The following is a 24888-nucleotide window of genomic DNA, read 5'->3' as shown; positions in this document are numbered from 1 at the left end:
TTCCATGGCACGAAGACGCGGACTGCGCCGCCTCGCAGTACTGGTGCTCACCCTGGCACTGGTGGCAGGCGGCATTTACTCGGCCGTGTTTTTCCTGCAGCGCTCGGAAACGCTTGTTTCGGAGCGCTGCAGGGCCTCTATCGGTGAGCGTACGTCGGAACTCGCCCCGGACCAGGCCGTCAACGCATCCCTGATCACCGCCGTGGCGGTGCAGCGCGGGCTTCCGCCGCGTGCTGCGAGCATCGCCCTCGCCACCGCCATGCAGGAGTCCAAGCTCCGGAACATTGACCACGGGGACAAGGCGGGTCCGGACTCCCGGGGGCTGTTCCAGCAGCGACCCTCCCAGGGATGGGGAACCGAGGCCCAGATCATGGATCCCTACTACGCTGCGAACGCCTTTTACGACGCCCTGGTCAAAATACCCGGTTATGAGTCACTGGAGATCACGGACGCAGCACAGCGCGTCCAGCGGTCCGCCTACCCCACCGCCTACGCGCAGCACGAGGAAATGGGGCGGACCTTTGCCTCCGGGCTGTCCGGCCAGACGCCCGAAGCCGTCCAGTGCACCCTGCGGGCGGCTGGTGCGGGCGGAGACACCGCAGCGCTGTCGGCTGAGCTGAGCCAGGCCTACGGGCCGCTCGGGACCGTTGTTGAGGGTGGAACGCTGGTGGTGGACGCCGCAGGCAGCCAGGCGTGGTCCGTGGCGCAATGGGCGGTTGCCAACGCGAAAGGCTTCGAGGTCACCCGGGTGGAGGTCGCCGGCCGGAGCTGGGACCGGGAAGCGCGGGACGGGTGGCAGGCCTCGGCAGCCACGGACGGACAGGTCCGGATCACCGTGGCGGCGCAAGGAACCGGCAGCTGAACGGTTGCCGCAGGAAGACCTCCCGGCTGTTGCTTGGTGGACGTCCCTACACGAGGATCTCGACCACCGGCTGCACGTAGCTGCGGAAGAGCTCAGGTTCGGCCATCAGCCGGTTGCTCATAATAATCTTGTCCGGCTCCAGGTACCAGGCCCGCTGCTCATTAAGGGGCAGCTCGATGATCGTCAGTTTGAAGTCCCGGGAGTCCCGGCCAACCTCCATAAGCCTGTCGTCCACCATGTCCTCAAGAAGCTGGTCCGCACCGCTGGCGGCCCGCTCCGCCTCAAGCTCGGCATATTCGCTCCTGCGCTCCCGCGCCCATGTGAGGGCGGAGCCGAAGTGTGCCTGGAGCACGCGCTGCAGGGCGGGAGAATTGCCAAAAGCGTCGAATTCCGGCGGCGACAGCTCAGGTGAAGTCTGGGGGTGCGCCTTGAGCAACTGCTCCCACCACGCCTCCCACTCGGTCTTCAATGCGCTCAGGCCGCCCACATCCGCGGTCAGGTGTGAATGATCGGCGCGGCGTACCTTAGGCGCTGCATGGGACAACGCGGGGTGCCCAACGCCGTCCAGGCCTGCAGTATCCCGGACGAACAGGGCTATCATCATTGGCCCCGACGTGTCCGCGGTGATTTGCCACCTGGTGCCGCTTGTCTGATACATCCGACGTCCTTCCGTCGCGCGCCCATGCCGGGGGTGACCCGGTAGCTCCCCCGGCTCCCAGTCTATTCCCCCTTGTGCCCACGTTAGTGGCACTCATCACATCCCGTCGAGGTGCTGTTCCAGGACTTCGATGCACATCTCCCGGGTCATCCATCCGGGCTGCAGCAGGGCGTGCATGCACAGCCCGTCCAGGGTGGCAAGAAGCCGCTCGGCTTCCACCACCAGGTTTTCCTTTGGCTCGCCCTCCGGCCTCAACGCACTGATAACGGCGCCCACGATGACGGCCACCTCCCGGTGGCTCCTGTCTGCTTCGGCGGCCAGGAACGGACGCACCCTCGCCGCGTTCCGGAACGCCATCCACGCGCAGACCTCAAGCGCGCGGGGCCCGTCCAGGGGCAGGAGTCCGCACAGAAGGGTTAATATGGCAGCCCGGTGCCCGGGGCTACCAGGATCCGCCGCATGAACGTCAGGCAGTGACGCTTCAAGCCTGCGAACGATGCGGTCCACCACTGAGGCGAAGGAGAATGCCAGCAACTCCTCGCTGCCTGCGAAATAGTGCCGGACAGAACCAACCGCCAGCCCGGCTTCGTCCGCCGTTTCCCGGAGGGAAGCCCGCTCCAGGCCGTCACCCGCAATGATGCGGAGAACTGCTTCAACAACGTCCTGGCGGCGGGCTTCGGCATCTACAATTTTTGGCACTCCTCCTATTTAGCACGGATGTGCTCCTTGAGGGGGTCCGGCATGCCGTGCCGCAACTTCGCGCCGGCCCGGGGTTCGGCGGCCCTGCCCGGCATCCGGAACACTGCGGCGGCAGCAAGTGTCCGTGGGATAGCGTTAGAAGCATGAAAATTCTGGTCACCGGGGGCACCGGCTACATTGGTTCCCACACTGTTTTATCCCTGCAGGAAGCCGGCCATGATGTGGTGGTCATCGACAACCTGGTCAACTCCAGCGAGGAATCGCTCCGCCGGGTTGCCGAGCTCAGCGGCAAGACCGCGGAGTTCCACAACGTCGACCTGGTGGACGAGGCCGCCGTCGAGCGCGTCTTCGCCGCCAGCCCCATTGACGCGGTGATCCACTTCGCCGGGCTGAAAGCCGTTGGCGAATCGGTCCGGGAACCGCTCAAGTACTACCACAACAACCTGGTGGGGACCCTGAACCTCATCCGGGTCATGGACCGCCACGACGTCCGGTCCATCGTTTTCAGCTCCTCAGCCACCGTCTATGGCGAACACAACCCGATCCCCTACGTGGAGAAGATGGAGATCGGGGCCAACAACCCCTACGGCCGGACCAAGGAGCAGATCGAGGACATCCTCTCGGACCTGGGCGCCGCGGACTCCCGCTGGCACATAGCCCTGCTGCGCTACTTCAACCCCGTCGGCGCACACCCCTCCGGCCGGATCGGCGAGGACCCCCAGGGCATCCCGAACAACCTTGTACCCTTCATCGCCCAGGTGGCAGTCGGCCGCCGCGAGAAGCTGATGGTCTTCGGCGGCGACTACGACACCCCGGACGGCACCTGCCTGCGCGACTACATCCATGTTGTGGACCTTGCCGAAGGGCACGTGGCCGCGCTCAACTACGTTGCGGAGCGCACAGGCGTCTTCCGCTGGAACCTGGGCTCCGGCAAGGGCTCCTCCGTCCTGGAGGTGCTGCGCTCCTTCGAGAAGGCAGTCGGGCAGCCCATCCCCTACGAGATCACCGGCCGCCGCGCCGGCGACCTCCCCGCCTTCTGGGCCGACGCTACGTCCGCCCTGGCGGACCTCAGCTGGTCCACCACCAAAACCGTTGACCAGATGTGCGAGGACCACTGGCGCTGGCAGAAGAACAACCCGCAGGGCTACAACGCCTGATCTCCCCCATCAACGCAAGCGGCCGCCCACCTCTGGAAGGTGGGCGGCCGCCGTCGTACGTCAGGCCTTGCTGAAACGGAGGTCAGCGGACCGGGTAGTCACGCTCCGGTTCGCCGATGTAGAGCTGGCGCGGACGGCCGATCTTGGTGTTCGGGTCGCTGATCATTTCGCGCCACTGGGCAATCCAGCCCGGGAGGCGGCCGATTGCGAACAGTACCGTGAACATCTTCTCCGGGAAGCCCATGGCCTTGTAGATCAGGCCGGTGTAGAAGTCCACGTTCGGGTAGAGCTTGCGCTGGATGAAGTAGTCATCGTTGAGTGCCTTCTCTTCAAGGCGCAGTGCGATGTCCAGCAGTTCGTCGTTGCCGCCAAGCTTGCTGAGGATCTCGTGGGCAGTGGCCTTGACGATCTTCGCGCGCGGATCGTAGTTCTTGTAGACACGGTGCCCGAAGCCCATGAGCCGGACGCCGTCTTCCTTGTTCTTGACCTTCTCCATGTAGTCCTCGGGCTTGGTGCCGTCGGCCTGGATCTGGCGGAGCATCTTGAGCACCGCCTCGTTGGCACCACCGTGCGCGGGCCCGAAGAGCGCGTTGATGCCCGCGGACACCGATGCGAACAGGTTGGCGTTGGACGAGCCCACCAGGCGCACAGTGGACGTTGAACAGTTCTGTTCGTGGTCCGCGTGCAGGATCAGCAGCAGATCCAGCGCCTTGGCAATGACCGGGTCGACTTCGTACTGCTCGGCCGGGAGGCCGAAGCTCAGGCGCATGAAGTTTTCCACGAGGTTGTGGGAGTTGTCCGGGTACAGCATGGGCTGGCCGATGGACTTCTTGTGCGCGTACGCCGCGATCACCGGCATCTTGGCCATCAGGCGGATCGTGGAAACTTCCACCTGCTCGGCGTTGAACGGGTCCAGCGAGTCCTGGTAGAACGTGGACAGCGCCGACACTGCCGAGGACAGCACGGGCATGGGGTGCGCGTCGCGCGGGAAGCCGCTGAAGAAGCCCTTGAGCTCTTCATGCAGCAGGGTGTGGCGGCGGATTTTCTGGTCGAACTCTTCCAGCTCCGTGGGGCTGGGCAGGTTGCCGTAGATCAAAAGGTAGGACACCTCAAGGAAGCTGGAGTGCTGCGCCAGCTGCTCGATGGGGTACCCGCGGTAGCGCAGGATGCCAGCATCGCCGTCGATGTAGGTGATAGCCGAAGTCGTGGCTGCCGTATTCATGAAGCCGGGGTCAAAGGTGACTGCGCCCGTCTGCTTCAGCAGTTTGGAAACGTCGTAGCCCTCGTTTCCTTCAACAACCTGGATGCGCGGCAGCTTAAGCTCGCCTCCTGCGTGGTGCAGGGTGGCCGCATTGTTGGTCTCAGTCATGGAGTCCCCTTCATGAGGCTTCTGGGCCTCTGTCGAAAGCTTGATCCAACATCAGGTGAGCCGCGCACGAAGCCTGAGAACACAGGTTCCAACACCCGGGCTGCCTTCTTGTAGAAAGCCACCATTGATAGTCACTTAAAAAGTACCGCCCCTTGGCGGGTGCCACTAATCCGAGACGGTCCGGAAGCCCCTAAAACCGGCCGGTTGTGGCGCGAGTCACAGTATTGTTACGGCGCCGCAATGAGCCGGGACACCGCTGCGTCGATGCGCTCGTCCGATCCCGTCAACGCGACGCGGATGTAACCGTTGCCGGCTTCGCCGTAGAAAACCCCCGGGCCCACCACAATGCCCCGCTCCGCCAGCCGTCCCACGGTGTCCCAGGTGCTTTCGCCGGCGGTGGACCACAGGTACAGTCCGGCGTCGGAATCCTTGATCTCGAGGCCGAAGTCGAGCAACGCCGGAACGAGCCGCTCGCGGCGCCCCCGGTAGAGGTCCTTCTGTGCCTCCACGTGGGCGTCGTCCCCGAGCGCCACGCGCATGGCCTCCTGCACCGGATAGGGCACGATCATGCCCGCGTGCTTGCGGCTGTTCACAAGGTTGGGCATGAGCCCGGGGTCGCCGGCAACGAACGCTGCCCGGTAGCCCGCCACGTTGGACTGCTTGCTCAGGGAGTAGACGGCCAGCAGGCCTTGGTGGGAGCCGCCGGCCACGCGCGGATCGAGGATGCTGGGCACGGCCTGTCCGCCGCGCTGGACATCCCAGTCGCCCCAGCCAAGTTCCGCATAGCACTCGTCGGAGGCCACCACGGCGCCTAGTTCCCTCGCCTGCTCCACCAGTGCCCTCAGGGAGTCGACTCCCCGGACGCTGCCCGTGGGGTTACCCGGCGAATTGACCCAGATCAGCCGGACGCGCGCGCGGGTGGCGTCGTCCAGTTCGTCGAGGTTGTCGGTCGCCACGGACGTAACACCCGCAAGGGTGGCGCCGATGTCATACGTGGGGTAGGCGACCTTAGGGCGGACGACGACGTCACCGGGCTTGAGCCCCAACAGGAGCGGCAGCCAGGCCACCAGTTCCTTGGAGCCCACGGTCGGCATGATGTTGCGGGGATCAAGCCCCGCGACGCCGCGGCGCCTTTCAAACCATCCAGCGATGGCTTCACGCAAAGCCGGGGTGCCGTGCACTGTGGGGTATCCCGGGGCGTCAGCAGCGGCCTTCAGTGCATCCTGGATGAGGGCGGGGGTCGGGTCCACCGGGGTCCCGATGGACAGGTTGACGGCCCCGCCGGGGTGCTGCGCTGCCTTGGCGGCATACGGCGCCATGGCTTCCCACGGGTAGTCGGGCAGGTCCAGGCCAAACGTCCTCGCTGCGGTCACGGTAGCTTCCCGCGTCAGTGGTCTTGGTTCTGCGGCGGCAGCGCGGCAATCATGGGGTGGTCCTTGCCGGTGTTGCCGACCTTCGCTGCCCCGCCCGGCGAGCCGAGGTCATCGAAGAACTCAACATTCGCCTTGTAGTAGTCCGCCCATTCCTCCGGGGTGTCGTCCTCGTAGTAAATGGCTTCAACAGGGCACACCGGTTCACAGGCACCGCAGTCCACGCACTCGTCCGGATGGATGTACAGCGAACGCTCACCCTCATAGATGCAGTCGACGGGGCATTCCTCAATACATGCCTTGTCCTTGACATCTACACACGGCTGCGCGATTACGTACGTCACGTCCCTGGCCTCTCCACGTTGGTTCCGGCAACCCGCCGGTACTTGCATCCGGCGCTGGGGCCGGACCATTGACATCTGAGCCTATTATCTCCCAGCCCGTTCCCGCGAACCTAGCGGGACACCCTAGTATGAACTGGTGAGTCAGCCTGTACCTGCCCCTGCCGGGTTCCTCTCCGGCGCAGCACCCGGAATGCGGGTGGTGGTGCGGTACCGCATCGAGGGCGGCCTGACGGATGCCTTGGGCCATCTGGTGGCGTGCGACGCCGGTGCGTGCACCATCCGCACGCGGAAGGCCGACGTCGTCATCCAGCTCTCAGACGTAGTGGCCGCCAAGGAAGTTCCGCCGGCACCCGAGCGGCGCCGGCCCGCTCAGTAGGCGCGGTCCTCACTGCCGTGCGGCCTTCAATGCCCCGGGAAGCAGAAAAAACCGGTACGACGGCGGGAAATCCGCGCCGCCGTACCGGCTCTTCGATAAGTTTTTGTCCAGCTATGCGGGGTTCAAGGGCCCTCAAGCCACCTCATCTGGACAAAAACTCTTAGACCTTGGCGCGGGCGCGGTTGGCCTTGGCGCGCTCGTTGGTGTCCAGGATGACCTTGCGGATGCGGATGGCTTCCGGGGTCACTTCCACGCACTCGTCCTCGCGGGCGAATTCGAGGGACTCTTCGAGGGTCAGGTCGCGCGGCGGCGTCAGGTTCTCGAAGGTGTCGGAGGAGGCTGCACGCATGTTGGTGAGCTTCTTTTCCTTGGTGATGTTGACGTCCATGTCGTCGGCGCGGGAGTTCTCGCCCACGATCATGCCTTCGTAAACCTCGGAGGTGGGCTTGACGAAGAACGAGCCGCGCTCCTGCAGGTTGATCATGGCGAACGGCGTGACAACACCGGCGCGGTCAGCAATCATCGAGCCGTTGGTGCGGTACTCGATGGGGCCGGCCCACGGCTCGTAGCCCTCGGAGATGGACGCTGCGATGCCGGCGCCGCGGGTGTCCGTGAGGAACTTGGTGCGGAAGCCGATGAGGCCGCGGGCGGGAACGATGAATTCCATCCGGCACCAGCCGGTGCCGTGGTTGGCCATGTTGGTCATGCGGCCCTTGCGGGCTGCCATCAGCTGGGTCACGGCGCCGAGGTACTCCTCGGGGACGTCGATGGTCATGTGCTCCATCGGCTCGTGGATCTTGCCGTCGATCGTCTTGGTGACAACCTGGGGCTTGCCCACCGTCAGTTCGAAGCCTTCACGGCGCATCTGCTCCACCAGGATGGCCAGCGCCAGCTCGCCACGGCCCTGGACTTCCCAGGCGTCGGGACGCTCGGTGGGGAGAACCTTGATGGAGACGTTACCGATCAGTTCCTTGTCCAGGCGGTCCTTCACCTGGCGCGCGGTGACCTTGGCGCCCTTGACCTTGCCGGCCAGCGGCGAGGTGTTGATACCGATGGTCATGGAGATCGCGGGATCGTCCACGGTGATCAGCGGCAGCGGCTGCGGGTTCTCGGCGTCGGTCAGGGTCTCGCCGATGGTGATGTCCTCGATGCCGGCGACGGCGACGATCTCGCCCGGGCCTGCAGACTCAGCGGGAACGCGGTCCAGGGCCTTGGTGGCCAGGAGTTCGGTGATCTTCACGTTCTTGAGCTCACCGTTGGCGCGTGCCCAGGCAACGGTCTGGCCCTTGCGCAGGGTGCCGTTGTAGATGCGCAGCAGGGCGAGGCGGCCCAGGAACGGGGAGGCGTCCAGGTTGGTGACGTGTGCCTGCAGCACACCCTCCGGGTTGTAGGTGGGTGCCGGGATGTGCTCGATGATGGTCTTGAACAGCGGCTCCAGGTCTTCGTTCTCAGGAGCGGTGCCGTCAGCGGGCTGCTCCAGGGAAGCGCGGCCAACCTTGGCGGCTGCGTAGACAACGGGAACTTCGAGGATCTTGTCCAGGTCCAGGTCCGGAACTTCGTCCGCCAGGTCCGAGGCAAGGCCAAGGAGGAGGTCCATGGACTCGTGGACGACTTCCTCGATGCGGGCATCGGGACGGTCGGTCTTGTTGACCAGCAGGATGACGGGCAGGTGCGCGGCGAGGGCCTTGCGCAGCACGAAGCGCGTCTGGGGCAGCGGGCCCTCGGAAGCGTCAACGAGGAGGACGACGCCGTCGACCATGGACAGGCCGCGCTCCACCTCGCCGCCGAAGTCGGCGTGGCCGGGGGTGTCGATGACGTTGATGGTGATGGTCTCGCCGTTGGAGGACGGTCCGTTGTAGGCCACGGTGGTGTTCTTGGCCAGGATGGTGATGCCCTTTTCGCGCTCCAGGTCACCGGAGTCCATCACGCGGTCTTCAAGGTGGTTGTGCTCGGCAAAGGAGTTGGTCTGCTTGAGCATGGCGTCGACCAGGGTGGTCTTGCCGTGGTCAACGTGGGCCACAATCGCGACGTTGCGGAGGTCACTGCGTGATGCAGTGGCTACCGCGGTGTTGGTGGTGGTTTCAGACATGCGTAATGGCTCGATTCAGTGGTGAAAGTCAGCTGTTGTATCGCGACATTTCCAACCGGAACGCACGACGGATCAGGCCCTTAGCACAGGGCGCCTTCCTCCATTCTAGCGCCAGTGCCATTTATTGGCCTAAATTCTCCGGCAGTGTGCGGGCACCTCGTGGCCCCGGCCCTGCTCCGCCACGGAAAATTGTGGGCAATATCACTGGCCATACGGATCGCCATGCCACATGATTGCTCTGACAGACCGTGCAAGCCCGAAAGACACCAGATGCGAAGATCCCCGGCCGCCAGGGCCTGGACCCGTTGTGCCGACGTCGCTGCGGTTGTTGCCTTGTCTGCTGTTGTCCTCTCCGCCTGCGGCCTGCCCGCCCCGTCCCCGGAAAATCCCGTCCGTCCAGTTGCGGCGGCGGCAGTAGCGGCGGGATCCCAAGGGGCACCAGGGAATCCTGCTGGAATAGCTGCCGGTTCCCGCGTTGTGAATCCGGCCAACGGCCGGCTTGAGGCCGTGATCCCCGAGATCAGCAGGACTGTCCTGCTGATCGGTGATTCACAGTCGGAACCGGTGGACGGCTGGCCACGCCTGGGCCTGGCTGCGGCAGGGTACAAGGTGTACTTCTGCGGCCGGGGCGGGACCGGTTTTGTCTCCTCGAACGGCGCAACAGGCAACTACATCGATGCCCTGCTGCGTGGCGACTGGCTGCTTCCCTCCGGCACGCCGGCACTCATTGTTATCCAGGGAGGCGGCAACGACGCCGCCGGCGGAGCGAGTGACAGACGGATAGCCGCCAACGCCGAACGCCTTATCGCCGAGCTCCGGGAGCGCTACCCGGGCACGCGGATGGCGATAATTGGAACGCTTGCCCGTGGCGAGGCCCACGGCGGCGGCCGCCGAACCGAAGTTGATGCCGTGCTGGGGTCGGTGGCTGCGTCCCATGCCCTGCCCTTTGTATCCGTGGGCGACTGGTTGACCCGGTATGGCCTGGTCAAGGACCTGGCCGACTCCGTGCACATGAACCCTGCAGGCCACCAAAAATTGGGAACCCTCCTCGAGGCTCGCCTCCGGGAACTGAGCCTGGACCGGAAGCCGACGGCGGACCAGCAGCCGCTGCGCGCCTCGGGCACCATGAACGGCGGCCCGGGACAGGACTGACAAGCAGACGGCTGGAGCCGGGGCCCGAAGGCCCCGGCTCCAGCCGTTCCTGTTGTGCTGCCTGGTGCTTATGCAACTTCCGGCGGAAGCATCAGCTTGGCCCCCGGGATGGCGTTGAGCAGCGCCTGCGTGTACTCCTGCTGCGGAGCGTCGAAGACGTCGTCCGTGGATCCTGTCTCCACCAGGCGCCCCTTCTCCATCACGCAGACGTGGTCCGCGATCTGGCGGACCACCGCGAGGTCGTGGGTGATGAAGAGGTAGGTCAGGCCCAGGTTGGACTGCAGGTCAGCCAGGAGGTTCAGCACCTGCGCCTGGACCAGGACGTCCAGGGCGGACACCGCCTCGTCACAGATGATGACTTCGGGGTCCAATGCCAGCGCACGGGCAATGGCAACGCGCTGCCGCTGCCCGCCCGAGAGCTCGTTCGGGTACCGCTGCATGGTGGATTGCGGCAGCGCCACCTGGTCCAGCAGCTCGCGGACCTTCTTCTCGCGGCTGGCCCTGTTCCCGATCTTGTGGACCCGCAACGGCTCCTCAATGGTCCGGTAGATGTTGTACATCGGATCCAGGGAGCCGTAGGGATCCTGGAAGATGGGCTGCACCCGGCGCCGGAACTTGAACAGTTCCGAGGGCTTCAGCAGCGAGGTGTCCACGCCGTCGAAAAGAATCCTGCCGTCGGTGGGCTTCTCCAGCTGCAGCACCATCTTGGCCACTGTGGACTTGCCGGAGCCCGACTCCCCCACGATCGCCGTCGTGGTTCCCCGAAGGACGTCGAAGGTAACGCCGTCGACGGCCGCAAAATCGGATGATTTGCCCAGGCCCTGCCGGAGCTTGTACACCTTTCGCAGGTCCTGGATCTGCAGCACGTTGTCAGCGGCAAGTGCCTCAGCGGCCGGAGCCAGGAGGTCCGCCGCTTCCACGCCCTGTTCCTTGGCAACTTGGATCCGCCGGCTGGCCAGGGACGGTGCCGACTCCACGAGCCGCTTGGTGTAGGGATGCTGCGGGTTCTGCAGCAGCTCCAGCGACGGCCCGGATTCGACCACCTGACCCCGGTACATGACAACAACCTTGTCCGCGCGTTCAGCGGCAAGGCCAAGGTCGTGGGTGATCAGCAGGACAGCTGTACCAAGCTCGGAGGTCATGCCTTCAAGGTGGTCCAGGATCTGCCGCTGCACCGTGACATCCAGCGCCGACGTGGGCTCATCCGCAATCAGCAGCCGGGGCTGGCAGGACAGGCCGATGGCGATCAGGGCCCGCTGGCGCATGCCGCCGGAGAACTCGTGCGGGTACTGCTTGGCGCGGCGGTGGGCATCCGGAAGGCCTGCCTCGGACAGGACCTTCGCGATGTCCTCCGGTCCGCTGGGCCTGCCGTTGGCGCGCAGGGTTTCCTTGACCTGGTATCCGATTTTCCACACGGGGTTGAGGTTGGACATGGGGTCCTGGGGCACCATGCCGATGGTGTTGCCGCGCAGCTCGATCATCCGCTTTTCCGGCGCGTGCGAGATATCCTCGCCGTCCAGCAGGATCTGTCCGCCGGAGACCCGTCCGTTTGCCGGCAGCAGGCCGATGGCCGCGAGGGCGGTTGTTGATTTGCCTGAGCCTGACTCGCCCACGATCGCCACGGTCTCGCCCGGCATGATGGTGAGGTGGGCATTGCGGACAGCGTTCACTTCGCCGTTGCTGGTGTTGAACGTGATGGCCAGGTCCCGGATTTCCAGGAGCGGCCGGTTTGCGGGTGATCCGGCTTCGGTAATGGTGACGTCTGATGCAGTCACATGTGCCTCTTTCATCGCTGGCGGCTCTTCGGGTCAAGAGCATCGCGCAGGGCGTCGCCCAACATGATGAAGCTCAGGACGGTGATGGACAGGGCGGCAGCCGGGTAAAGGAGCACTGCGGGGTTGGTGCGGATTGAGGACTGCGCCGCGGAAATGTCGTTGCCCCAGGACATGATGCTGCCGGGAAGGCCGATGCCAAGGAAGGACAACGTCGCCTCCAGCACAATGAACACGCCCAGCTCCATGGTGGCCAGCACGATGATGGGGGCGAGGGCGTTGGGCAGCACATGCTTGATGAGGCTTTGGATCCTGGACACACCCAGCGACCGGGCGGCCGTGATGAAGTCGGCATTGCGGACTTCGATCACCGCGCCGCGGGTCAACCTTGCCATCTGCGGCCAGGCAAGCAGCACGATGATCATGATGACCGTCCATACACTCTTGTTTTCGCGGAAGAACGGCAGCTGGGTAACCACGAGTGCGCCGAGCACCAGCGGCAGTGCAAAGAAGATATCGCCGAGGCGGGCGATCACGGCATCGAGCCAGCCGCCGTAGAAGCCGGCCAGTGCGCCCAGGGTCACCCCGATGATGAGCACGCCAATGACGGCGAACACGCCAACCATGACCGAGGCTTGCGTGCCGTAGATGACGCGGGCGTACACGTCGCAGCCCTGGAAGGTGAATCCAAACGGATGCCCGGCCGAGGGCGCGCCGTCCGAGTTTGCCAGCTGGCAGTTGTCGTTCGGCGGAGTCTGGGTGAACAGGCCCGGGAAGAACGCCACAACAAGGATGACCAGGATCATCACTGCCGAGACGATGAACAGCGGACGACGGCGGAGCTTCCGCCAGGCGTCAGCCCACAGGCTCAGCGGGGCCTGGTCAGTCTTCACCGCATCCGTTGCCAGCAGAGGGGTCTCCTCCAGCGGGGCAACGAAGTGCGTGGTGTCTTGGTTACTTTTCATAGCGAATCCTCGGATCAAGCCAGGCGTACAGCAAATCAACCAGCAGGTTGGCGATAACGAAGACCAGCACCAGCACGCTCACGATCGCGACGACGGTGGGTCCTTCGCTGCGGAGAATTGCCTGGTAGAGCTTCTGCCCCACACCGGGGACGTTGAAAATGCCTTCGGTGACAATGGCGCCGCCCATCAGGCCGCCGAGGCTGGCGCCCAGGTAGGTGACGACCGGAATCATCGAGTTGCGGAGGATGTGCGCCATGACTACCCGCGGCCGGGACAGGCCCTTGGCAGTAGCGGTACGCACGTAATCGGCCGTCGAGTTTTCAATCACGGACGCGCGGGTGAGGCGGAGCACGTAGGCGAAGGAGACCAGCGCAAGCGCGAAGGCCGGGAGCAGCAGCGTGCTCCAGCTGACGTCAGTGCCCACGGTGGGTTTGGCCCAACCGAGGTAGACGCCGAAGACGAGCTGCAGGACGAAGCCGAGGACAAAGATGGGGATGGCGATGACGACGAGCGAGGCCAGCAGGACGGTCGAATCGAAGATCTTTCCCTTGCGGAGGCCGGCGATGAGTCCGAAGCCGATGCCGAACACTGCCTGGATGACCAGCGCTTCGACGGCCAGCATCACGGTGACGGGGAAGACGCGGCCGAGGGTTGCGGCGATGGGCTGGCCGGTGAAGTCAACACCCAGGTTGAACGTAAAGAGGTTCTTGAGGAACAGGCCGTACTGGACCCAGAACGGCTGGTCCAGGTTGTACTGCTGGCGAAGGGCCGCGATCACGGCTTCGCTCGGGGGACGGTCTCCGAAGAGCGCCCTGATGGGGTCCCCGGGAAGGGCAAACACCATGAAGTAGACCAGCAGGGTGGTGCCCAGGAAAACGGGGATGACTTGGAGCAACCGCCGGAGAATGAACTGGATCACAGCAGACCCTCCGGGGTTTGTGGAGATGGGGGGAATTTCATGTAGGACAGCTTCCTGCCGGTATCAAGGCTATGGGGGCCCGGCTGGTGCCGGACCCCCACTAGCTATTTGAGTTGGACGGTCTCAGGACTACTTTGCGGTGATGTTGTAGTACTGGATGACACCGTTCCAGCCGCTGTCCACGTTCGTGACATTCTGGCTCCACACGACCTGGCGTGCGGAGTACCACAGCGGGAGGTTGGGCAGGTCCTGGAACAGGATTTCCTGGGCCTCGGTGAACTTCGCGTTGGCGTCGTCGGTGGACTTCGAACCCAGGCCTTCGTCAAGGAGCTTGTCGAACTCGGGGTTCGAGTAGCCCTCGTAGTTGGCGCTGGCGCCGGTCCGCAGCAGCGGGCCGAGGAAGTTGTAGAGCGACGGGTAGTCTGCCTGCCAGCCGGCCCGGGCGAAGCCGGGAAGCGTCTGGGACTTACGGAGGTCCAGAAGTTCGGCAAACTTGGCGAAGGGCTGGCCTTCGACCTGGATGCCGAGGTTGTTCTTCAGGTTGTTGGCGACGGCGTCGATCCATTCCTTGTTGCCGCCATCGGTGTTGTAACCGAGCTGAAGGGTCTTGTCAGCCGGCCACGGGCTGATGGCGTTCGCCTTTTCCCAGGTTTCCTTTGCCTTGGCGGCGTCGAACTTCAGGACGTCGGATCCTTCGACGTTCTCGTTGTAGCCGTCCACGGCCGGGGAGGTGAAGTCCTTGGCCGGAATGCGGGTACCGCTGAAGATGACCTTGGTGATCTCGTCGCGGTTGATGGCCATGGAGATGGCCTGACGGCGCAGCTTGCCGGCTTCGCCCTGGAACTCGGGCAGGTAGCCCGGGATGTTCAGGGTGGAGTTGCCTGCGTAAGGCTTGTTCAGGTGGTTGTCCGGGAAGTCCGTGGTGTAGGTCTTCAGGGCGTTGGTCGGAAGGACGTCCGTGACGTCCAGGTTGTTGGCCTGGATGTCGGTGTAGGCGGGAGCCGGGTCCGTGTAGAACTTGAAGGTCACGCCGCCGTTCTTGGCTTCGCGGGTACCGGCGTAGTCCTCGTTCTTGACGAGTTCAATCTGGCTGTCGTGCTGCCAGGCGCCTTCCTTGGCCATCTTGTAGGGGCCATTGCCAACGGGGTTCTCGCCGAAAGCCTTGGGATCAGCGATGGCCTCGGAGGGAAGCGGCATGAAGGCCGTGTAGCCAAGGCGCAGGGGCCAGTCGGCCTCCGGCTGCGTCAGCTTGACCTCAATGGTTGAGTCATCCTTGAGGACCAGGCCGGAGAGGGTCTCGGCCGTGGGGGCGGGAACCTCCGTCTCGCCTTCCTTCTTGGTGGCGCTGACGGCGTCGTAGCCCTCGATGGACTCAAAGAAGCTGCTGTTCGCCTGGGCGTTGGTGCTCAGCGCTGCGAAGTTCCATGCGTCAACGAAGCTCTTGGCGGTGACTTCCTCGCCGTTGGTGAACTTGGTGCCGCTCTTGACCTTGATGGTGTAGTTCTGGCCATCCGGGGATTCGATGGACTCTGCCAGCGCGTTGACCGACTCGCCGCTGGGGCTGTAGCTGGTCAGGCCTTCGAAGAGAAGCTCTACAACGCGGCCGCCGTAGACTTCGTTGGTGTTTGCCGGCAGCAACGGGTTCTGTGGTTCGTTGCTGTAGGCGGTGATGATCTTGGCCGGATCGCCTGCGGCGTCGCTTGCCCCTTCATTGCTGCCGCCTCCAGCGCCGCAGCCGGTCAGGGCGAGGGCGGCGATTGCCACCATGCCCAGTGCTTTGGAAGTGCGCGTAAAACGCATTCCGCCTCCTATGAGTTGTGGGAGATAACGAGGGGGAATCTGGTGCTTCCCCGCAGGTGAGACGCAGCTTTCGACTGTGACGCAACCTACATATACGAGTAGCCTAACCGCACGAAGTCCAGATACTGGTACTCCGTTGCCAAACCGTGACCGGCTCGAACTGAACGCCTAGTCGGTCAACGGAAGTTGTGCAAGTCACATGCTACTCGCCGGTAGCCCCTACGGCGAATCGGCCAGGCTGGAAGCTTTTGTCCGCCAATTTCAGGATGCTGACGGCTGCGCCAGGCGCCAGTCCCACACGTTCCACCAAACACCCAGGGGGCCGGCGCTCGTCTTGACGCCCGCCACCCGGGCGCTGAAGGCAGTGGCACCAACGGTCTGGTAGAGCGGGAGGCCATAGGCGCTTTCCCAGATCTGTTTGTCGATCTCCGCCAGCAGCTCATCCTGCTTGCCCAGGTCCGTGGTGCCGGCAAGCTGTTCCATCAGCCTGTCGGCGTCGCCGTCGGAAAAGCCGTTGAAGTTGCTGCCGGCCCCGGTACGGAAAATCTGGGGGACGCGGCTGACCCCCGCTGCGGTGCCAATCCATCCCAGCAGCGCGGCATCGTAGCCTTCCCCGCCGAGCGCCCGGGCCCAGTCAGCACTCCCCTCCCCCGCATCGGCCACCTGGAAACCTGCCTGCGCGGCAGAGTCCCTGATCAGGGAAAATGCCGTGGCGCGGTTGGGGTTGTCCCGGTTGTAGAGGATCCGAATGGTGGGGGTGGCACCATCCAGGAGCGCCTTTGCCCCATCGATGTCCACCTCCGCGTAGTCCGACGAGCCGTTGTCCTTAACGGTGTCGTTGTATTTGGGCTGGGAGGGCAGGAACACGTGCGAATCCAGCGGTGCCGCATCGGGCTGCCGGTCGCCCACCACGGCGTCAATAATGGCTTGGCGGGGTACCGTCTTGAGGAACGCCTGGCGGATGTCCTCGTCGGCGAACGGCCCGGAGAAGTTGAGGTCCAGGTGGTCGTAGCCTGACTGGTTGTACCACTCGACGGTGTTGCCCTGGCCCGCAAGCCCTGCCAGGAGTTCCCCGGTTTCGGCGGAAGGCTGCGGCGAGATGATGTCCGCCTGGCCGTTCCGGAGCGCTTCGACTGCCGTGGGCACGGAGCCGGTGAAGCGGATGGTTATTTCATCCAGCCAGGGCTCCTGGCCCCACACGTAGTCGCGGTTCCGCACGAGGGTCATGGAGACCTCGGGGACGATGTCGCGCACGATGTACGGGCCGCTCGAGAGGAACACGGAAGGATCCTCGGGCAGGCTTTTGGTGTCGAACCCGGAGTTCCAGAAATCGCTGACCCGTTTGAGGGGTTCATTGACGGCCGGCTCCTCCCCGTTGCCGCGGGGCGAGTCCCGGATCAGGTCGACCAGGTCTTCCTCGTCGTTCAGGCCGCTCTTGGCTGCCACCACGTGCGCCGGCAGGCCGACGTCGAACGCCACTTCCCAGTCAGCGTAGGGGACGGCGTATTCCAGGGTGATGGAGCGGCCGTCTGCCCCGATTTCCGGCAGGACGGTACCGGCAAGGCCGCTGGTGTCGGAGGCTACTGAGAAGTATGTGGTGCCTGTGCCCGCCAGGGGGTCGGCGTCGTCGAAATAACCTGACCCGGCCGCCCAGCTCAGGAGGAGGTCGCCGGCGTCGACCGCCTCGCCGTCGGACCATTTAACGCCCTCGTTGACGGTATACCTGACCTTCAGCGGCTGGTCCGAGACCTTCTCGAAGCGCCCGAATTTTTCGTTCCGCACTACCTTTGCGGCGTCATCCAGGTAGTAGAAGCCTGAGTGGGTGATGTAACCGATCTTGGAGTTGATATCGGTGTTGCCGTCCGCGCTGTAAGGGTTGAAGGACGAGAAAGTGTTGGCCTCCGCCACGGTCACGCTGCCGCCGCGTTTGGCTTCCCCCACCACCACGGGAGCGGTGCCGCCGTTGCCTGAACACCCCGACAGGACCAGGGCGGCCGCCACGGCCGCGGTGATGTAGTGCACCAGACGCCTGAACGGCATGCCGCCTCCTTCTTTTCCTTCTGCGGGAGGGGCTCCTGGAATCGCCAGGATCACGCCCTGTACTCAGGATAGTGCGTGCGGCCCCTTGATTGCCGGTGCCGCCCGCAGCAGCCGTGTTGCCTCCTGCCCTGCGCCGAGCAGGGCTTCAGCACGACGGCGGTGCTCCCGCCGCTTCTCCGGGTCCATGGCGTCCAGCAGGGAGACCGCCATCCGGGAGCGCGGATTCCGCGCGAAGACCTCCCGGTGGTCATCGACGAAGGTCCAGTAGAGCCCGTCCCAGTCGTGCACCCATTCCCCCGCCGGCAGGTCCGACATCCTGCGAAGGTAGTTGCTGCCGGAAACGTACGGTTTCGTGGTGATCTCCTCCCCCGCGGCGAACTGGCTCATGGCATACACGTTGGGGACCATCACCCAGTCGTACGCGTCGACGAAGAGTTCCATGAACCATTCGTAGACGTCGTCCGGATGGACCCGCAGCAGGGACATGGCGTTGCCCAGGACCATCAACCGCTCAATGTGGTGGGCATACCCCGTGGCAAGCACCCGCGAGATCACCAGGTCCACGGGGGCCAGCCCGGTACTTGCATCCCACCACCCGTCCCCCAGCCCGTTGCTGTGGTTCAACCGGTTGGCGGTGCGCATCTGCCGGCCGCGGGTCCGGTAGGTGGCACGCATGTATTCACGCCAGCCAATCACCTGCCGGACGAAACCCTCCAGGGAGGCGAGGGGAGTATTTGGGCCTGCACCCTCGAGCACGGCCTCCAGGACCTCCCGCGGGTCCAGCAGGCCGATGTTCAACGCCGGCGTGAGCAGGCCGTGGGCGATGAACGGATGCGTTGTGGAAATTGCGTCCTCGTAGGGGCCGAAGTCGTCCAGCCGTTCGCGGACGAACTCTTGCAGGTGCTTGCGTGCCTCGTCCGCGCTCGTGGGCCAGGCAAACAGGGCGGGATCGCCCGGAGCATCCGGAAACTCCTCCGCCACCCAGGCAATGGCCTGTTCGACGTCGTCCAACGCCACATCTCCGGGAGGGGCTTCCGGTCCGGTGAGGGCGTCAAGGTCAAAGGTACCCTCCGGCCGCTGGATGGCGTGGCGGGCGAACCGGCCCACCGTGGGAGGCGCGTACCCCCGGGGAAGCTTTTTCCGGTTGTCTGCGTCAAAGGACCATTTCCCGCCTGCCGGCTCCCCGCCGTCGACCAGGATGCCGAGGCGGCGGCGCTGCCATACGTAGAAGTCATGCATGCGGGCAGCGTTGGCGGCAAACCACTGGTCAATCTGGCTTCGGTCGGTGAGGAAGTTGGGCGTCTCCAGCACGTCCTCGCCGCGCATCCGGTAGCCGCCGTCGGCCAGGCCGGCATGGAGGTCCTGTTCAAGCCAGTCGTCCACCACGTCGAACCAGGTCACCCGGGCCGGGCGGCGGCGGCGCACCAGGTCCGCGAGCTGCTGGCGGGAGCTGCGGCCGGAGTCGCTGCGGAGGACAATGACCTCTTGGCCGTTCCCGCCCAGGCGCCGGGCGAAACGGATCATGGACGCCCGGTGCAGGACCAGTTTGTGGGAGTGGAACGAGTACTGGCGAAAGAGCAGGTCATGCTCGATCAGCACAAATACGGTCTCATCTGCCGCATTGACTTGCTCGCGGAACAACTGATGCGGCAGTACCAGGCGCAGGTGCGGGCCGGACGTCATTTTCCAACCATAAGGGGCCTGGACGCCTCCGCCGTCAGCAATGAACCCTGAACGGAATTCATTGGGTTCTTTGGCGCGCAGTTATGGACTTGGACGAGCGTGGAAGGCGGTGCTGGGCAGATCCTTCTCGCCGTCGACGATCGCGGTGATAATCCGCGCTGCAACCAGGTCCGGATCCAGTGCCGCGCCGAATTGCGGCGCTGACCCGGCGATCGGATGATCGGACAGCGTGGTGCCAGTGTGGCCTGGGCGGGCGTCTACGATCCGGATGCCCGCACGGCGATACTCCCGCGCCGCTGCGACAACGAAGGCCGCAAGCCCGGCCTTCGACGCCGAGTATGCCGCCAGGCCGGCGACGGGTGCCTCGGCCACAACGCCGCTCAGTGTGACAACGAACGGTTCCCGGCCCTCGCGTGCCGAGGCCTCGAGGTAGGGCTGGCTCCGCGTGATGAGCTGGATCGGACTGGTCGTGTTCACGGCGAAGAGTTCGTCCACCGTGGCGGGTTCAAGCCCTGATGCGGCACCGAAGGCCACGACCCCGGACGCAACCACCAGCCCGTCGAGGCGTCCGTACTGCGCTGTTGTGTCATCCAGCACCTTCTGGATCACGGAGGGGTCGCGCAGATTGTGCCCCGCAGATTTTGACGACCGGGCGACGATGGCGCCGTTGCTTTCCAGCTGGGCGGCGATGCGCGAACCGAGCCCGCCGGTGGCGCCAACTACCAGAACAACCGCACCCTGAAGAGTCGTCATGGGTAGATCCTAGGTCACGTGCTGCAGGCAGCCGAGCGGGGGACGGTTCCCTGATGCTGGACGAGACGGGCCCACGCGCGGCAGCAGATGGGCCCGTCTGGAGATTCTGTGGCCTAGACGTTGAAGCGGAACTCCACCACGTCGCCGTCGGCCATGACGTATTCCTTACCCTCAATGCGGACCTTGCCGCGGGATTTGGCCTCGGCCATGGACCCGGCTTCCACCAGATCGTTGAAGGACACCACCTCGGCCTTGATGAAGCCGCGCTGGAAGTCAGAGTGGATTACCCCTGCAGCCTGCGGTGCCGTATCGCCCTGGCGGATGGTCCAGGCGCGGGTTTCCTTGGGGCCGGCGGTGAGGTAGGTCTGCAGCCCCAGCGTGTGGAAGCCGACGCGCGCCAGCTGGTCCAGCCCGGATTCGTCCTGGCCATTCATTTCCAGCATCTCCCGGGCTTCTTCCTCGTCCAGTTCCACGAGGTCGGCTTCGAGCTTGGCGTCAAGGAAGACGGCGTCCGCCGGGGCAACCATGGCCCGCAGTTCTTCCTGCTTTTCGGGACTGCCCAGGATGCCTTCATCGGCGTTGAAGACGTAGATGAACGGCTTGGCCGTCAGGAGGCCGAGCTCCTTGAGGTGTTCCATCTCCAGCTTGTCGCTCTTGATGGAAGAGAAGATGGTGTCGCCGCGCTCCAGGACCACCTGGGCTGCCTTGATGGCGGCAAGCTCCGCGGCTTCCCGCTTCTTGATCTTGACTTCCTTTTCGATCCGCGGAATCGCGTTCTCGATGGTCTGCAGGTCAGCCAGGATCAGCTCGGTATTGATGGTTTCCATGTCCGAGCGCGGATCAACCTTGCCGTCGACGTGGATGACATCGGGGTCGTCGAACACCCGCACCACCTGGGCAATAGCTTCGGCTTCGCGGATGTTGGCCAGGAACTTGTTGCCCAGGCCTTCTCCTTCCGAGGCACCCTTGACGATGCCGGCGATGTCCACGAACGACACCGGTGCGGGCAGGAGGCGCTGCGAACCGAATATCTCAGCCAGCTTCTGAAGCCGGGGGTCGGGCAGGTTCACGACGCCGACATTGGGTTCGATGGTGGCGAACGGGTAGTTCGCTGCCAGGACCTGGTTGCGGGTGAGCGCGTTGAAGAGAGTTGATTTGCCGACGTTGGGCAGTCCGACGATGCCAATAGTAAGAGCCACGAGGATTTATTCTACCCGCAGCGGGCGGCCCGGGGTCCGGTGCCGGCCGGGGGAAATGTCGCTTCGGCAAAATGTCACAGCCCCGTGCGACAGTGAGGGCATGGATGGTTTCGCCTTGATTCTTGCTTTGTTCATGCTGCTGCTGGGCGCCCTGGCGGGTGCTGCCGTTGTGTTCTTCGTGCTGCGGAAAAACACGCGTGGCCTGGAGGAGGACTTCGACGCCGTGTCGTCACGGCTTTCCGAGGTCAGCGCGCAGTTTGCCGCGGCCGACGCCGAGCGAAGGCTTTTGGCGGCACAGAACCGCGAGCTGGGAGAGGCCCGGACACAGGACGGCAGCGTGCTGCGGGCGCTGGCCCCGGTGGCGGAGAAACTGACGGCCGTCCAGCAGCAGGTGGCGCTGCTGGAACGGGACCGGGTGGAGCAATACGGCCAGCTCGCCCAGCAGTTGCAGGAAGCGCGGCTCTCCGACGAACAGCTGATCCGCTCGACCCATGCACTGGAGTCTGCCCTCCGGTCGAACAGCGCCCGCGGCCAGTGGGGTGAAGTCCAGCTCCGGCGGGTGGTGGAAGCCTCCGGCATGCTGCGGCACGTCGATTTCGTGGAGCAGGTCCACAGTGCCGGGCACGATTCGGGCGTGAGGCCGGACCTGGTGGTGCAGCTGCCGGGAGAGAAACAGCTGGTGGTGGATGCGAAAGTACCGCTCTCCTCCTACCTGGAAGCCCAGGAACTTGGCGCGGCGCAGGACCTCCGCGCCGCCGACGGTTCCCGCGCCCGGCAGGCCGGACCGCTGTCCGGGAGCGACCGCCGGAACCAGCAGGCGCTGCTGGCCGCCCATGCCAAGGCGTTGCGGGCTCACGTTGATTCCCTGAGCAGCAAGAAGTACTGGGACATTCCGGGCAACTCCCCCGAGCTGGTGATCTGCTTTATCCCTGCCGAGTCCATCCTGGCCGCCGCGCTCATGGCGGACGCCGGTCTCCTTGATCATGCACTGTCCAAGAACGTGGTCCTGGCATCGCCCAGCACGCTGCTGGCCGTGCTCAAGTCCGTGGCCTTCACCTGGCGGCAGGACGTCCTGACGGACAGCGCCCGGGAGTTGTTCGAACTGGCACGGCAGCTGTACGACCGGATGGGGACCCTGGGCGAGAACGTCACCAAACTGGGCTCGTCCCTGAAATCGTCGGTGGACCGCTACAACGCCATGGTGGGGACCCTGGAGGCCCGTGTCCTTCCCACGGCACGCAAACTGAACTCGCTTGAGGAATCCGGACTTGCTGCCCCTCCCGTTGTTGAGGTCACCCCGCGGGCCCTGGCGGCGCCTGAACTGCAAAGCGACCACGAGGCAGCCTGAAAGCCACGCCAAGGGGACACAAAAGTGGGCCCGGCTGTTGCCGGGCCCACTTCAACAACAGTCACTACGAACTGCAATCAGATGCACAGTCACCCGCTGCGCACACCACGAACCTGCGCACACCACAAACCTGCGCACACCACAAACCTGCGCCGGTTCGGCTGGGTGCCGGTCAGTCCCGGGAGCGGCGTCCACCCAGGGCACGGCTGACGTCGCCGGCCTGCTTGAGTGTCGCCCTGAGTTCCTTGGGCAGCGAGAAGAGCAGGTCTTCCTCAGCGGTGACGACTTCCTCCACGGTGCCGTAGCCGTAGTCGGCCAGCAGGCGCAGGACGTCCTGGACCAGGACTTCCGGAACGGATGCCCCGGACGTCACGCCCACAGTGGCCACGCCTTCGAACCAGGCCTCGTCCACCTCGTTGGCGAAATCCACGCGGTAGGACGCCTTCGCCCCGTACTCCAGGGCCACCTCCACGAGCCGGACAGAGTTGGAGGAGTTCGCTGAGCCCACCACGATCACCAGGTCTGCCTGCGGCGAGATCTTCTTGATGGCCACCTGGCGGTTGGTGGTGGCGTAGCAGATGTCATCGCTGGGCGGATCCTGCAGGGTGGGGAACCGCTGCTTGAGCAGCCGGACGGTCTCCATGGTTTCGTCCACGCTGAGGGTGGTCTGGGAAAGCCAGATCACCTTTTCGGGGTCCCGGACGGTGACCTTGTCCACTTCGTGGGGGCCGTTGATGATCTGGATGTGTTCCGGGGCTTCGCCGGCCGTGCCCTCGACTTCCTCGTGGCCGTCGTGGCCGATCAGCAGGATGTCGAAATCGTCCTTGGCAAACCGGACAGCTTCCTTGTGGACCTTGGTCACCAGGGGGCAGGTGGCATCGATGGTGCGCAGGCCGCGGTCCTCGGCGGACTGGACAACTGCCGGCGATACGCCGTGGGCCGAGAAGATGACCAGGGCACCCTCGGGCACTTCGTCGGTCTCGTCGACGAAAATGGCACCCTGCTCCTCCAGGGAGCTGACCACGTGCACGTTGTGGACGATCTGCTTCCGCACGTACACCGGAGGGCCGTAGTGCTCCAGGGCCTTCTCGACGGCGATGACGGCACGGTCAACGCCGGCGCAGTAACCGCGGGGAGCAGCGAGCAGCACCTTCTTGGTCCCGGAGACGGGGGCTGCGGCAGCAACTTCCTCAGGTGAGCGGCGCCTACGCGGGATGGTGGGCATCGAAAGGGAAACAGCTGAGGGGGTCATTACTCCATGCTACCGGCTTGCCCGCGCCCGCTTTCGCGTGGCCAGCCCGGCCACCAGGCCCAGCAGCAACAAGGCACCGCCCCCAACCGCCGCTGCCATGGTCCAGCCGCCGAAATCTGCTGCAGCGGCAGCCACGAACTCGTCCCTGAACATGTTGGCAACCTCATTTCCGCTGTCCGCGGACACAACAGTAGCGGACGCAATCCCGGACCCCAGGGACCATGCAGCCGCGAGGACGAGCGCGCCTGCTCCTGCACCGGCAACCACTGACCACCGCCGGTTCGCCGCCACCAGGGCCAGGAGCAGTGCGATCGCCGAGCCTCCGGCCAGCAGGTATCCGGCGGGGGCGTACGTGGTGAGCCTCTCGGTCCATTCCTTGTGCTCGGGCTGGCCCACATTGATGAGGGTCTGGTCCGGCGGGTCCAGCGGCAGCCCCGTGGTGCGCGAGATCTCCCCGGCGCCCAGCGACACCAAGGGGGCGACATCAAGGGTGAGCGATGAAGCCGGCGCTGATCCGCCGTCGTCCGTTGCCGGGCCGGCGAAGCTGAGCCGGTGGCTCTTGCGCAGCGTTTCCTCCCAGGCGGCCGGATACTGCGGCAGGGCGGCCAGTGCTGATGCGGCATCCTCCAGCACCGGCTGGACCAGGTCCGAAAGAAACCCGGGAACGGCGCTGGTATCGATGGTTGCCACTGCGGCCGTGGCCAGCTGCTGCTGGAACCCCGGATCCCTGCCGAGCGGAGCCGCCAGCTCAACGAAGCCCTGTTCCTGGACGATGTTGCGGTCCAGCCAGATGGCGGGGACTGCCACTGCGGCCAGCAGGACTGCCAGCACGGTGGCGGCAGCGGAGACAAAACTTCGCACGGAGCATCCTTCAGGTTGGCGGGCGGTCAATCCATCCTAGGCGGGGCTCCAGGCGGGATCCTGTCAGTCCTGGGTGGTAGAGCTTATGGATAAGGTTGAAATGACCGCCGAAGAACCACAGCCCTACAAAAACCGGCCGTATAACAACCGGCCCTATGAAAACCAGCGCTGCAACAAACAGCCCACCAACGGATGAAGGACCCCATGCCCGCAGCTCCAG

The 24888-nt window shown here is 64.8% G+C and carries 21 protein-coding genes; 5 read left to right on the top strand and 16 right to left on the bottom strand.

Annotation, left to right across the window (positions count from 1 at the left end; translation table 11 throughout):
* Positions 1-4: 4 nt before the first annotated feature.
* Entirely contained in the window at positions 5-862 is an 858-nt protein-coding gene (locus ACIQF4_RS01580; RefSeq protein WP_400513977.1) for a hypothetical protein, read from the top strand.
* Between the two features lie 46 nt (positions 863-908).
* Here ACIQF4_RS01580 and ACIQF4_RS01575 read toward each other — a convergent pair whose 3' ends face one another.
* Positions 909-1520 carry a hypothetical protein gene (locus tag ACIQF4_RS01575; RefSeq protein ID WP_350001885.1) on the bottom strand — a complete coding sequence of 204 codons (612 nt, stop codon included), beginning with the start codon at positions 1518-1520 and terminating at the stop codon, positions 909-911.
* 96 nt (positions 1521-1616) lie between these two features.
* Entirely contained in the window at positions 1617-2219 is a 603-nt protein-coding gene (locus ACIQF4_RS01570; protein WP_350001887.1) for a TetR family transcriptional regulator C-terminal domain-containing protein, read from the bottom strand.
* A gap of 143 nt (positions 2220-2362) precedes the next feature.
* Between ACIQF4_RS01570 and galE the strand changes: the two genes are divergently transcribed.
* Positions 2363-3376 (top strand): UDP-glucose 4-epimerase GalE, encoded by a 1014-nt coding sequence (galE, locus tag ACIQF4_RS01565; protein ID WP_231456374.1) that lies wholly within the window; start codon positions 2363-2365, stop codon positions 3374-3376.
* Positions 3377-3458: 82 nt separating this feature from the next.
* Here galE and ACIQF4_RS01560 read toward each other — a convergent pair whose 3' ends face one another.
* The 3 genes from ACIQF4_RS01560 to fdxA all read right to left on the bottom strand — a co-directional run bounded on the left by ACIQF4_RS01560 (position 3459) and on the right by fdxA (position 6459).
* Positions 3459-4745, bottom strand: coding sequence for a citrate synthase (locus ACIQF4_RS01560; protein WP_066277559.1), 1287 nt, complete (start codon positions 4743-4745; stop codon positions 3459-3461).
* A 227-nt stretch (positions 4746-4972) separates the two neighbouring features.
* Positions 4973-6118 (bottom strand): succinyldiaminopimelate transaminase, encoded by a 1146-nt coding sequence (gene dapC, locus ACIQF4_RS01555; protein ID WP_400513975.1) that lies wholly within the window; start codon positions 6116-6118, stop codon positions 4973-4975.
* A gap of 14 nt (positions 6119-6132) precedes the next feature.
* Entirely contained in the window at positions 6133-6459 is a 327-nt protein-coding gene (gene fdxA / locus ACIQF4_RS01550; RefSeq protein WP_026265673.1) for a ferredoxin, read from the bottom strand.
* 136 nt (positions 6460-6595) lie between these two features.
* Here fdxA and ACIQF4_RS01545 point away from each other — a divergent pair, with 136 nt between their 5' ends.
* On the top strand, positions 6596-6835 hold the full coding sequence (locus tag ACIQF4_RS01545) for a hypothetical protein (RefSeq protein WP_350001892.1): 240 nt from the start codon (positions 6596-6598) through the stop codon (positions 6833-6835).
* 160 nt (positions 6836-6995) lie between these two features.
* On the opposite strand, the gene typA is transcribed toward ACIQF4_RS01545, so the two are convergent.
* Positions 6996-8924, bottom strand: coding sequence for a translational GTPase TypA (gene typA / locus ACIQF4_RS01540; RefSeq protein ID WP_350001894.1), 1929 nt, complete (start codon positions 8922-8924; stop codon positions 6996-6998).
* A gap of 270 nt (positions 8925-9194) precedes the next feature.
* On the opposite strand from typA, the gene ACIQF4_RS01535 reads away from it, so the two are divergent.
* Positions 9195-10076, top strand: coding sequence for an SGNH/GDSL hydrolase family protein (locus ACIQF4_RS01535; protein ID WP_400513972.1), 882 nt, complete (start codon positions 9195-9197; stop codon positions 10074-10076).
* A gap of 68 nt (positions 10077-10144) precedes the next feature.
* Here the strand turns inward: ACIQF4_RS01535 and ACIQF4_RS01530 are convergent, their stop codons facing one another.
* The 8 genes from ACIQF4_RS01530 to ychF all read right to left on the bottom strand — a co-directional run bounded on the left by ACIQF4_RS01530 (position 10145) and on the right by ychF (position 21207).
* Positions 10145-11851: an ABC transporter ATP-binding protein gene (locus ACIQF4_RS01530; protein WP_350001897.1), complete on the bottom strand. Its 1707-nt coding sequence runs from the start codon at positions 11849-11851 to the stop codon at positions 10145-10147.
* A gap of 11 nt (positions 11852-11862) precedes the next feature.
* Positions 11863-12813 carry an ABC transporter permease gene (locus ACIQF4_RS01525; protein ID WP_350001898.1) on the bottom strand — a complete coding sequence of 317 codons (951 nt, stop codon included), beginning with the start codon at positions 12811-12813 and terminating at the stop codon, positions 11863-11865.
* Entirely contained in the window at positions 12803-13732 is a 930-nt protein-coding gene (locus tag ACIQF4_RS01520; RefSeq protein WP_066277571.1) for an ABC transporter permease, read from the bottom strand. The genes ACIQF4_RS01525 and ACIQF4_RS01520 overlap by 11 nt, the downstream gene beginning before the upstream one ends.
* Positions 13733-13861: 129 nt before the next feature.
* Complete coding sequence (locus ACIQF4_RS01515) at positions 13862-15532, bottom strand: ABC transporter substrate-binding protein (RefSeq protein ID WP_350001900.1); 1671 nt, start codon at positions 15530-15532, stop codon at positions 13862-13864.
* 261 nt (positions 15533-15793) lie between these two features.
* Positions 15794-17572, bottom strand: a complete 1779-nt coding sequence (locus ACIQF4_RS01510; protein WP_400513970.1) for an ABC transporter family substrate-binding protein — start codon at positions 17570-17572, stop codon at positions 15794-15796.
* Between the two features lie 63 nt (positions 17573-17635).
* On the bottom strand, positions 17636-19255 hold the full coding sequence (locus ACIQF4_RS01505) for a cryptochrome/photolyase family protein (protein WP_400513969.1): 1620 nt from the start codon (positions 19253-19255) through the stop codon (positions 17636-17638).
* A gap of 81 nt (positions 19256-19336) precedes the next feature.
* Positions 19337-20008, bottom strand: a complete 672-nt coding sequence (locus tag ACIQF4_RS01500) for an SDR family NAD(P)-dependent oxidoreductase (protein ID WP_400513968.1) — start codon at positions 20006-20008, stop codon at positions 19337-19339.
* A gap of 113 nt (positions 20009-20121) precedes the next feature.
* Positions 20122-21207: a redox-regulated ATPase YchF gene (gene ychF, locus ACIQF4_RS01495; RefSeq protein WP_350001909.1), complete on the bottom strand. Its 1086-nt coding sequence runs from the start codon at positions 21205-21207 to the stop codon at positions 20122-20124.
* Positions 21208-21307: 100 nt separating this feature from the next.
* Here ychF and ACIQF4_RS01490 point away from each other — a divergent pair, with 100 nt between their 5' ends.
* Positions 21308-22555: a DNA recombination protein RmuC gene (locus tag ACIQF4_RS01490; protein WP_350001910.1), complete on the top strand. Its 1248-nt coding sequence runs from the start codon at positions 21308-21310 to the stop codon at positions 22553-22555.
* Between the two features lie 172 nt (positions 22556-22727).
* Here ACIQF4_RS01490 and ACIQF4_RS01485 read toward each other — a convergent pair whose 3' ends face one another.
* Positions 22728-23807 (bottom strand): 4-hydroxy-3-methylbut-2-enyl diphosphate reductase, encoded by a 1080-nt coding sequence (locus ACIQF4_RS01485; protein ID WP_188809698.1) that lies wholly within the window; start codon positions 23805-23807, stop codon positions 22728-22730.
* Positions 23808-23816: 9 nt separating this feature from the next.
* Complete coding sequence (locus tag ACIQF4_RS01480) at positions 23817-24668, bottom strand: hypothetical protein (RefSeq protein ID WP_400513965.1); 852 nt, start codon at positions 24666-24668, stop codon at positions 23817-23819.
* Positions 24669-24888 lie beyond the last annotated feature (220 nt).

The sequence above is a fragment of the Pseudarthrobacter sp. NPDC092202 genome (assembly GCF_044755505.1).
Lineage (GTDB): Bacteria > Actinomycetota > Actinomycetes > Actinomycetales > Micrococcaceae > Arthrobacter.
Note: the sequence above shows the minus strand (reverse complement) of the source record. Positions and strands in the feature narration are given on the sequence as shown.